Below are 10,288 nucleotides of genomic sequence, written 5' to 3' on the forward strand. Positions count from 1 at the left end.
GCTAGCTCCCCTCGGTGAGCAGGTGGACGGCGGCCCGGCGGAGGACCGCGCGCAGCAGGTCGCCCCGGAACCCGGCGCTGCCGTGGAGGTCGGAGGGCGGGCGGGTGCCGGCGACGGCCGCGTCGGCGACCTCGCCCAGCGCGCCGTCCGCCGCGGCGGCGCCGTACCCGGCCAGGGCCTGTTCGGCCCCGGTGAGCCGCAGCGGGCGGTCGGCCACCCCGCAGGCGGCGATGCGGGCCTCGGCCACCGCGCCGGCCTCCAGCCGTACGCCCACGCACACGCCGACCAGGGGGAAGCCCGCCCCACCGCGCCGGGTGACGGACTCGAAGCGGTAGCGGAAGCCGGGCCTGCGCGGGAAGGAGACGGCGGTCAGGAGTTCGTCCGGCCGACGGACGGTGCGGTGCGGCCCGGTGAAGAACTCCTCGGCGGGCACGGTCCGTTCACCGCCCGCCCGGCGCAGCCGCAGCGTCGCCCCGAGCGCGACCGCGGTGGCCGCGAGCTGCGCGGCGGGGTCGGCGTGGCAGAGCGAGCCGCCGAGGGTCGCGCGGTGGCGGATCTGCCGGTGCGCCACCCGGGCGGCGGTCTGCGGCACGACGGGCAGCGCTGCTCGCAGCCCCTCGTGCCGTTCCAGGTCGTGCAGCCGGGTCATCGCCCCGACCAGCACGGCCGTGCCGGTCACCTCGACGCCGGCCAGCTCGGTCAGCCGGTTGAGGTCGAGCACCACGGCGGGCCGCACCCGGCGCAGGTTGAGCAGCGGCACGAGGCTCTGCCCGCCGGCCAGCGGGGCGATGCTGTGCCCGGGCGGGTCGAGCAGGGCGAGGGCCTCGTCGAGCGTGCCGGCGGCCCGGTACTCGAAGGGTGCGGGTTTCACGGGGCGACTCCTACGGCGGTGGCGTCCCCCTCGGCCGGGCCGGCGCCCTCGGTGCGCTCGCGGACCAGGTCGGCGGCGCGCTCCGGGGTCAGGTGGCACAGGGCGTCCAGCACGGTGGCGTCCAGGAGGACGGCCGCGCCGGAGCGTTCCGAGACGAGTTTGAGCCGGGTCCCGTTCCCGGTCGGGTAGCTCGACACCGTGACCGCCGCCGACTCGCAGCAGATCCGGCACAGTTCGGTCTCCCGGCGTTCCTCGGCCGTCCAGGCCAGCCCGTTCATGCCGCTGCCTCGCCTCCCGCGGGCCGGCGCGTGCCGGCCCGCGCTAGAAGATGATCGAGAGTTGCTGGTGCGTGGCGACCTCGGTGTCCAGCAGGACCCGGCGCCGCAGCAGCCGGTAGCCGGCGCCGGGCAGGCAGCGCACGATGTCGTGCCGGGCGGCGGTGGCGAGGGCGGCCTCGCCCCGGCCCCGCGTCCAGGAGGCGAGCACGTTGCACTCCACCCGCCAGGTGTCAGCCTCGGGCGCGGCGAACACCCGCACGCCGCTGATGAAGTGGCGCGTCACCCCGCCCGGGCGGTCGGACCACGCGTGCCGCAGGCCGGTGCGGCCGAGCTTCATCGCGAGGATGTGCTTGGTCGCCTCGAACAGCAGCGCCCGGTCGCTGTGCCGGGGCAGGGCCGGGTCCTCGCGCAGCAGCGGGACGGGCACCTGGTAGAGGAAGCGCTCGTCGAGGAGGTCCAGCCAGTCCTGGTGGCGGCCCTCGTCCAGGGCGGCCGACTCCTCGGTGAGGAAAGCGCCCGCGGAGGCGTCGAGTTCGACCTGGCGGGCCCCGCGCGGCGGGAACGGCTGGAGCTCGTAAGCGGGTTGGTGGTCCGTGCGGACGGGCTCGCTCATCGTCGCCCTCCGAACGCGGTGCGGGCGGCCTCACGCATCGTCGCCCTCCATCAGCTCGGCCCAGCGGCGGTAGAAGGCCCGCTGGTTCTGCTCGGACAGGGTCAGGTACTCGGCGCGGCCGGGGCCCGGGAAGTCCGGCACCGGTTCGCCGAGGCCGAGGCCGAGCGAGAGGTCCAGCGGGGCGCCGTCGGCCACCGTGCCGCCGATCGCGGCGTCGATCCGGGCGAAGTTCTCGAAGTCGTCCATCTCGAAGAGGATTCCGCCGGCCGACTGGGAGCGGGCCTGGAAGGCGTACGAGCGGCGCTTCCACTCCTCGTCCACGTGCCGCTTGGGCACCAGCGTCCAGTAGAGGCACTCGGTGTGCCGGGCGTCGATCGGGTTGTGCACGCGCCACACGAAGTACTTGGTCAGCGGGTCGTCCTCGCGCCCGATCGCCCGGTCGTGCGAGACGCTCAGGAAGGCGGCGTTCGGGAACAGCACGCCGTGCACGACCTCGCAGTGCGAGTTGAAGCGCACCTGCTCGGGCGTCTGCCCGGCGGTGAACGCCTCCCACACCTCGCGCGGGTAGCCGATGTAGGCCGGGTCCTCGACCTTGGCCGGCAGGGTGCGCCGGCCCTTCTCGACGACGTAGCCGGCCCGCACCGCGTGCCCCTGCGGCGTGGGGACGTTGATCCCGATCAGCTCCAGTTCGCCCTTGCCGAGCGTGCCGTCGGCCAGGCTGGAGCCGTAGATGCCCTGCTCGAACGCGGCCTGGTGGGTGGTGCCCATGTGGTAGCCGTCGCCGGCGAAGTTGTCGGTGACGACCTTCCAGTTGCCGGTCGTCACCGAGCGCTGCGGCGGCCCGTACACCTCCCACTCGCCGCCCGCGAGGTCGAGCAGCGCGTCCAGGTACCAGCGGGCGTCGCCCAGGTACTCCTCCAGCGGCGGGGCGCTCTCGCTCCAGGTCGCGAAGACGAAGCCGCGGTAGCAGGTCACCCGGGCCCGGGGCAGGTCGTAGCGGTCCTTGCGGAAGTCCTCCGGGTAGTTGCTGCGCAGCGCGGGCACGCCCACCAGGCGGCCGTCGTTGGCGAACGTCCAGCCGTGGTAACTGCACCGGAAGTGCGCGGCGTTGCCGAACGTCGCCCGGCACAGCTGGGTGCCGCGGTGGCTGCACGAGTTGAGCAGCACGGTGAAGCGGCCCTGTTCGTCGCGGGCCACGATCACGCTGTCGTTGCCGAGCGTGCGGACCAGGTAGTCGCCGGCGTCGGGCAGTTCCGACGCGAACGCCAGTAACTGCCAGGACTCCCGGAACACCCGGCGCAGTTCCCGGTCGAGGACCGCTTCGTCGGAGAACGCCCGACGGTCCAGCGGATATCCGGGCAGGACTTCCTGCCAGGGCAGAGCTTCAGCCATCCGTACTCCACGGGCCGGTCGGCGGACGGGGGAAAACAACAGGGAAAGCGGGGGACGCGAAAACGCAGGTTAGGCCGTCCCGCCGCGCACTGGCCAGTGTCCAACCGCAGCCGCCCGAACACCGCGCTGACCTCGGGCGATGGCCCGATCACCGTTCACCGGTGACGCCTTGTCAGGCGTTCGGCGCCTTTGGTCCACTGAGGCCGTCCACGACCCGAATCCCGCCCGGAGGAATTTCCTTGGCCACCCACGCGCTCGCCGCCGAAGATTTCTCGCACAACGACTTCGAGTACATTCCCGACCCTTTCTCCTTCTACGACCGAATGCGCGCCGAGCACCCGGCGTACCGCTCCGAGAAGATCTTCGGCGGGGCCTGGCTCTTCTTCGGCTACGCCGACTGCCTGGCCCTGATGAAGGACGAGCGGCTCTCCAACGCCCGGGCGGCAGTGCCGCTCTGGTTCCTGCCCGAGGAACAGCGCACCGACTACGCCGACATGCTCGGCGTCTACGAACGCTGGCTGGCCTTCCACGACGGCGCCGAGCACACCAAGAACCGGCGCCAGGCCAACCGCAGTTACGTCCCCTTCACGGACGCCGCGCTGGAGCCCCGGATACAGCGGCTGGTCGACGGGCTGCTCGACGCCGTCGACCCGGCCGGCTTCGACCTGATGACCGACTTCGCCTTCCCGCTGCCGGCCATGGTCATCGCCGACGTCCTCGGCGTGCCCGTCGAGGCGCACCCCGAGCTGACCCGCTGGACCGACGACATCGCCTACCTCTTCGGCTCCACCAAGGTCACCGTCGAGCACCTCGACCGCACCCGCACCAGCACCCGCGAACTCGCCGAGTTCCTCGCCTCCCCCGAGTGCGCCAAGCTCTCCGAGGAGCAGAACGGCCTGCTGCACACGCTGCGCACCACCGAGGTCCACGGCCACCGCTTCAGCGACGAGGACGTCGTCGCCCAGGCCGCGCTCCTGCTGTTCGCCGGGGTCGCCTCGATCCGCTACCTCATCGGCAACAGCGTGCAGGCCCTGGAGGAACGCCCGCTGCACGAGCGCGACCTGCTGCTGGACCCGGCCACCGTCGGCCCGGCCGTCGAGGAGCTGCTGCGCTTCTGCACCCCGGTCCAGTTCGTCGGCCGGGTCGCCCGCGAGGACTTCTCCTACACCACCGCCGCCGGCCAGGAGATCGTGCTGCCGGCCCGCCGCCCGATGATGCTCTACGTCGGCTCCGCCAACCGCGACGCCGCCGCCTTCGACCGGGCCGACGAGCTCGTCCTCGACCGCCCGCTGCCCAACCGCCACCTCACCTTCGGCGCCGGCCGCCACCTGTGCTTCGGCGACCCGCTGGTGCGCCAGACCCTCCGGATCGCCCTCGCCACCCTGTACCGGCGCTGGCCCGCGCTGCGCGTCTCGCAGGACGGCTTCAACTGGAACAACAACCTCGGCTTCCACGGCTTCACGTCGCTGCGGGTGAGCGCCTGAGCGGCGACGACCGCCCCCGGATCCGCCGACCCCGCCGCCACCGCCGACCCACAGGAGCGCTGATGACCCCTCCCCGCCTGCCCCGCCTCGGCAACTTCGTCGACGGCCGGTCCGCCGAACCCGCCGACGGCACGTACACCGAACTGCTCGACCCCTGCACCGGCACCCCGTACCTGCTGGCGCCCGACAGCGGCGAGGAGGACGTCGACCGGGCGATGCGGGCCGCCGCCACCGCCTTCGAGCAGTGGCGCTGGACCAGCCCCGCCGAGCGCCAGGACGCCCTCCTGCGCATCGCCGACGCCCTCGCGGGCCGGCTCGACGAGTTCGCCGCCGCCGAGGCCCGCAGCACCGGCAGCGCGGCGGCGGCCGGCGAGACCCCGCTGATGGTCGACCAGCTGCGCTTCTTCGCCGGCGCCGCCCGGGTGCTGGAGGGCCTGGCCGCGGGCGAGTACTCCCCCGGCCACACCTCCTACACCCGCCGGGAGCCGGTCGGCGTCTGCGCGCAGCTCGCGCCGTGGAACTTCCCGCTGCTGATGGCCGTGCTCAAGAGCGCGCCCGCCCTGGCCGCGGGCAACACCGTGGTGCTCAAGCCCGCCGAGACCACCCCCGAGACGGCCCTGCTGCTCGCCGAGCTGGCCGCCGAGGTGCTGCCGCCCGGGGTGCTCAACGTGGTCTGCGGCGGCCCGGACACCGGGCGGCTCATGGTGCGCCACCCCGTCCCGGCGCTGGTGTCGCTGACCGGGTCGGTCGCGGCGGGCACGGAGGTCGCGCGGGACGCGGCGGCCGGGCTCAAGCGGGTCCACCTGGAACTGGGCGGCAAGACCCCGGTCGTGGTCTGCGCCGACGCCGACCTCCCGGCCGCCGCCGCGAAGATCGTCGAGGGGGCGTACGGCAACGCCGGCCAGGACTGCACGGCCGCCACCCGGGTGCTGGTCGACCGGGCGGTCCAGGAGGACCTGCTGGTGGCGCTCACCAAGGCCGCGCAGGCGGCCCGCCCCGGCCCGCCGGACGACGCCGGCGCGCTGTACGGGCCGCTCAACAACGCCGACCAGCTGGCCCGGGTCGACGGCTTCGTCCGCCGCCTGCCCGCCCACGCGCGGGTCGTCACCGGCGGCCACCGGGTGGGCGAGGCCGGGTACTTCTACGCGCCGACGGTCATCGCCGACGTCCGCCAGGACGACGAGATCGTGCAGCGGGAGGTCTTCGGGCCGGTCATCACCGTGCAGCCGTTCGCCGACGAGGACGAGGCGGTCGCCCTCGCCAACGGCGTCGAGCAGGGCCTGGCCTCCGCGGTGTGGACCACCGACCACGCCCGCGCGATGCGGTTCACCCGCCGGCTGGACTTCGGCTGCGTCTGGGTCAACACCCACCTCGGCTTCCCGAGCGAGATGCCGCACGGCGGCTTCAAGCACTCCGGGTACGGCAAGGACCTGTCGGTGTACGGGTTCGAGGCCTACACCCGGGTGAAGCACGTGATGCACCACCTGGGCGAGTAGCCCGGCCGGCCGGAACACCGAAGGGGCCCGAGCGTTTCGACGCTCGGGCCCCTTCGGTGTCACGCCTGTGTTCAACTGCCGCCGCCGCGCACTCGGACAGCGTCCTGCGCGAGCCGCGCGACGAGCTCCGCCAGCGGCCGTCCGGGCTCGGCGACGGCCGCTTCCGCGAGCCGCCGGAAGTCGGCGGTCAGGCCCTCGACCCAGGCCGGGTCGAAGCGGCGGCGGTCGTACCAGACCTGCCCCTCGATCCGGTCCTCGGTGGGCATCAGCACGAACTCCAGGTCGAACCGGCTCGCCATGCCGCCCGGCGGGTGGACCTGGGTGACCTCCAGGCCGCTCAGCCTCAGCGCGTACTCGGGCCCGACCGCGACCTGGAACAGGATGTTCTCCAGCCCCTCGCCCCGCTCCCCCCGGCCCTGCGGCACGAGGTGGTACGGGACCTCCTGGTGGGCGAGCGAGTCCAGCACGGTGTCCCGGGTCGAGCGCAGCACCTCCAGGAAGCCCGCCTGCGGTTCCAGGTCCAGGCGCAGCACCAGCAGGTTGCACAGGAAGCCGACAGTGCCCGCCAGTTCGGGCCGCGTGCGGTTGGCGAACATCGAGGCGAGCGCGACGTCCCGCTGCCCCTCCCGGCCGTACAGCACGCCGGCGAACAGGGCCAGGGCGGCGACGAAGATCGTCGAGCGCTGCTTGCGGCACAGCGCCGTCAGGCCCGCCACCAGCTCCGGCTCCAGGGTGAGGGCGGCCAGTCCGGGCAGCTGGCCGACGCCGTCGCGGATCGCCGACGTGCCGGGCAGCCGGGGCGCCTCGGCCCCGGCCAGGGTGTCGCGCCAGTACTTCTGGCTCTCCGCCAGCACGCCGTCCTCGTAGCGCTGCCGCTGCCACTCGCTGAAGTCGGCGAACTGCCAGGCCGCCTTGCCGAGTTCCGCCGCCGCCTCGCCGCCGGGCCGGTACAGCCGCCCGAGCTCCTGGGAGAGCACCCCGCCCGACCAGCCGTCGGTGGACAGGTGGTGGATGTTCAGCACCAGCACGGACTCCTCCGGCCCGACCGTCAGCAGCGCGGCGTGCAGCGGGGTGACGGCCAGGTCGTGCCGGTGCCGGGCGTGCCGCAGCAGCGCCTCGGCCAGCGCCTCGGGCTCCGGCCCGACCTCCTCCTCGACCAGCGCGGCCGGCCAGGGGGTGTGGACGTGCTGGACGAGCCTGCGCCGCACCGACTCGTAGGTGGTGCGCAGCGCCTCGTGCCGTTCGACGAGCCGGTCCAGCGCGGTCCGCAGCGCGGGCCGGTCGAGCGGGCCGCGCAGCCGGTAGCAGGCGTTGACGTTCAGCGGGGTGTCGGCGCCGCGGTAGTGCTCCATCATCCAGAGCAGCCGCTGCCCGGGTGTGGCGTCGACGGTCCTGAGGACGGTCATGTGTGAGCCCTTCTGGTGGTGGCGGGGCCTTGGGGTCAGGCCCTAGGACTGGGCCGGCGCGGCCTCCGTGACCGGGGCCGGGCGGGCGGTCCCGGCGGAGTGGCGCACCGCACGGTTGACGGTGGTCAGCACCGCGAGCAGGATCAGCCAGCCGCCGAAGATCACCGTGGTGGTGCGCGGGCCGAGGCCGTCGATCATCACGCCGCCGATCAGCGCGCCGAGGGACATCGCGCTCATGCCGAGGGTCTGCACCGCGCTGGAGACCCGCCCGCGCAGGTGGTCCGGGGTCGCCGCGAGCCGGTAGCTGGACAGCGCGACCATGTACACCGGCGCCAGCACCGACTCCGCGGCGGCCACCGCACCGAGCAGCCAGGCGTTCGGGGCGACGGCGTAGAGCGGGAACATCAGCGCCTCGACCCACAGCGTCACGGTGGCGATGCGGCCCAGCGGGAAGCGGTCGTTGACCCGGCTGGAGACCAGCGCCCCGACCATCGCACCGACGGCCGCCCCCGTGAAGACGAACCCGATCTCGGTGGGCGAGGCGCCGATCCGCTCGGCCAGCGTGATGATCACCAGGTAGCCGGCGCCGTAGCGGATCGCGTCCGCCGCCGAGATCAGCGCGAGGAAGCGGATCAGCGGCTGGCCCATCAGCCAGCTCAGGCCGGCCCGGACCTCCTTCAGCAGGCCGGCGGGGGTCTCCTCGCTGCGTTCCTCCTGGAACTTCGCCCGGGTGAAGCGCAGCGAGATCGCGGAGAGCACGAAGGAGACCGCGTCCACCACGAACGGCACCGCCCGCCCGAGCGAGTACAGCGCGCCGGCGACCATGCCGCCGCCGATCCGCACGGTGTTCGTCGCGGTCTCGAACCGGCCGAGCGCCGCCCCCAGTTGCCCGGCGCCGACGACGTTCGGCAGGGCCGCCGAGTTGGCCGACTCGAAGAGCGTCTCCAGCACCCCGTTGAGCACGGCCACCGCGCACAGCTGGGCGACCGTCAGGCCGTCCAGCCACATGGCGAGCGGCACACTGACCGTCACCACGGCGCGGCCCAGGTCGCACAGGATCATCGTGGTCTTGCGGTCCCAGCGGTCCGCCAGCGCGCCCGCGAAGGGGCCGAAGAGCAGCCAGGACAGCGAGCTGAGGCCCATCACGAGCCCGGCCTGGGTCGGCGAGCCGGAGACGGCGAGCACCAGCAGCGGCAGCGCGAAGACCTGGACCTGGCTCCCCAGGAACGAGACCACCTGACCGCTGATCAGCAGCCCGAAGTCGCGGTTGCGCCAGAGCCCCTGGGGCTTCTCGGCAGGGTCGGTGTCTGGGGACTGGGCCATGTGGGACCTCTTGTTCGGGGCCGCCGCGGTGCGACGGCCGTGGTGGACCGGACACGGTCAGCGACCGTACTCAGGTCGGATCGTCGACGACAAGTGATCAGGTGTGCACACGGCCGGTCCGCGCACCGAGCGCCGCCCGTTCCCGCCGGACCCGGGCGACGGTGTCCGCGCTCAGGCGGCTCAGCAGGTCCATCGACTCCAGGCCGCGCATCACGCGCGGGGTGAGCAGCCCGATCCGGGCGAGCATGGGCACCACCCGGGAGAACAGCATCTGCCGGTAGCCGGCCAGGCCGGGGTCGGCCAGCGCGAAGGCCGTGCCCTCGGCGGCCGGGACCTCGAAGCGCTCCCACAGGTCGCCCAGCAGGAAGCGGCGGCGCATGAGTTCGACGGACGCCAGCAGGAAGTCCTCCCTCCGCGCCAGTTCGGCCGCCGACAGCCCGGGGACGACGTCGCGCAGCAGCAGCACCCCGAAGGAGACGTGGCGGGCCTCGTCCCGGGCCACCCGGGCGGTGATCTGCTTGATCAGCGGATCGTGGAAGGTGGCCTCCGCCAGCCGGAAGCCGGCCAGTGCCAGCGGCTCGACCAGGCACTGGACGGCCAGCGCGAGGAGGTCCCACTCGGTGGCCCCGAGCGCGTCCGCGAACAGCCGCCGCAGCCCCTCCGAGACCGGGTACGGCTCGGGGACGTGCTCCCCGACGTAGCGCCCGAACGCCTCCGCGTGCCGGGCCTCGTCCCCGGCCTGGCTGACGGCGCACAGCTTCGCCTCGATGTCCGGCAGCACCTCGGCCAGCCGGGCGCCCGCGAGCATCGCCGCCTGCTCGCCGTGCAGGAACTGGCAGACCGTCCAGGCCTGGGTCTGCCAGCGGAAGTCGTCCCAGGCGCGGGGCCCGCGCCGGCCGATCGGCGAGGCGCGCAGCGAGTCCAGCGCGTACGCCGAGCCGGCGGGCAGCGGCTCGCCGAAGGGGACGTCCAGCGACCAGTCGATGTCGGTGGCGGCGTTCCACTGGGCGAGCTTGGCGCCCTCGTACAGCTGGGCGAGCCCCGAGCCGGCCGTGGAGCGCTCCCAGCCGAGGACGGCGGTCACCGGGGTGTCGACCCGGAGGTCGGCCAGCCCGGCGAGGGCGGTCGGGAGCCGGGGCGCCGCCGGCCGGGGCGGCCGGTCGTCCCGGGGCGGGGGCGTCACGCCCGCCCGGCCTGCTCCGCCATCAGCCGGCGCAGACTGAGCGGGCGCAGGTCGGTCCAGACCCGGTCGATGTGCGCGGTGCACTCGTCGAGGGTGCCGGTGGTGCCCTCGGCGGTCCAGCCGGCCGGGATCTCCTGGTCCTCGGGCCAGACGGAGTACTGCTCCTCGTGGTTGAGGACGACGTGGAAGCGGGCGGTGTCGCTGTCGAACACGGTGTTTCCCTTCGGTGGTTTCGGTCGGGT

General features: G+C 73.9%; 10 protein-coding genes. 2 read left to right on the forward strand and 8 right to left on the reverse strand.

Annotated features, from left to right (window positions below):
• Position 1: 1 nt before the first annotated feature.
• Genes ACFXDE_RS13550 through ACFXDE_RS13565 form a run of 4 tightly spaced genes read right to left on the reverse strand, consistent with a single transcriptional unit; the run spans position 2 to position 3,154 of the window.
• Positions 2–871 (reverse strand): FAD binding domain-containing protein, encoded by an 870-nt coding sequence (locus ACFXDE_RS13550; protein ID WP_380493854.1) that lies wholly within the window; start codon positions 869–871, stop codon positions 2–4.
• Positions 868–1,149, reverse strand: a complete 282-nt coding sequence (locus ACFXDE_RS13555) for a hypothetical protein (RefSeq protein WP_380493856.1) — start codon at positions 1,147–1,149, stop codon at positions 868–870. The genes ACFXDE_RS13550 and ACFXDE_RS13555 overlap by 4 nt, the downstream gene beginning before the upstream one ends.
• Positions 1,150–1,192: 43 nt before the next feature.
• Positions 1,193–1,762 (reverse strand): aromatic-ring-hydroxylating dioxygenase subunit beta, encoded by a 570-nt coding sequence (locus ACFXDE_RS13560; RefSeq protein WP_380441064.1) that lies wholly within the window; start codon positions 1,760–1,762, stop codon positions 1,193–1,195.
• A 30-nt stretch (positions 1,763–1,792) separates the two neighbouring features.
• Complete coding sequence (locus tag ACFXDE_RS13565) at positions 1,793–3,154, reverse strand: Rieske 2Fe-2S domain-containing protein (RefSeq protein WP_380493858.1); 1,362 nt, start codon at positions 3,152–3,154, stop codon at positions 1,793–1,795.
• Positions 3,155–3,393: 239 nt separating this feature from the next.
• Here ACFXDE_RS13565 and ACFXDE_RS13570 point away from each other — a divergent pair, with 239 nt between their 5' ends.
• Complete coding sequence (locus tag ACFXDE_RS13570; protein WP_380493860.1) at positions 3,394–4,638, forward strand: cytochrome P450; 1,245 nt, start codon at positions 3,394–3,396, stop codon at positions 4,636–4,638.
• Positions 4,639–4,700: 62 nt separating this feature from the next.
• The gene (locus ACFXDE_RS13575; protein ID WP_380441072.1) at positions 4,701–6,134 is read left to right on the forward strand and encodes an aminobutyraldehyde dehydrogenase; all 1,434 of its coding nucleotides are present in this window, start codon (positions 4,701–4,703) and stop codon (positions 6,132–6,134) included.
• A 71-nt stretch (positions 6,135–6,205) separates the two neighbouring features.
• On the opposite strand, the gene ACFXDE_RS13580 is transcribed toward ACFXDE_RS13575, so the two are convergent.
• The 4 genes from ACFXDE_RS13580 to ACFXDE_RS13595 all read right to left on the reverse strand — a co-directional run bounded on the left by ACFXDE_RS13580 (position 6,206) and on the right by ACFXDE_RS13595 (position 10,258).
• Entirely contained in the window at positions 6,206–7,540 is a 1,335-nt protein-coding gene (locus tag ACFXDE_RS13580) for a condensation domain-containing protein (protein ID WP_380493863.1), read from the reverse strand.
• A gap of 42 nt (positions 7,541–7,582) precedes the next feature.
• The gene (locus ACFXDE_RS13585; RefSeq protein WP_380493865.1) at positions 7,583–8,863 is read right to left on the reverse strand and encodes an MFS transporter; all 1,281 of its coding nucleotides are present in this window, start codon (positions 8,861–8,863) and stop codon (positions 7,583–7,585) included.
• A 97-nt stretch (positions 8,864–8,960) separates the two neighbouring features.
• A complete protein-coding gene (locus ACFXDE_RS13590) occupies positions 8,961–10,046 on the reverse strand; it encodes a diiron oxygenase (RefSeq protein ID WP_380493867.1) in 1,086 nt (361 codons plus the stop codon).
• Positions 10,043–10,258 carry an MbtH family protein gene (locus ACFXDE_RS13595; RefSeq protein WP_380441082.1) on the reverse strand — a complete coding sequence of 72 codons (216 nt, stop codon included), beginning with the start codon at positions 10,256–10,258 and terminating at the stop codon, positions 10,043–10,045. Before ACFXDE_RS13595 ends, ACFXDE_RS13590 begins: the two co-directional genes overlap by 4 nt.
• Between the last annotated feature and the right edge of the window lie 30 nt (positions 10,259–10,288).

This window comes from Kitasatospora sp. NPDC059408 (genome assembly GCF_042751525.1).
GTDB lineage: Bacteria > Actinomycetota > Actinomycetes > Streptomycetales > Streptomycetaceae > Kitasatospora.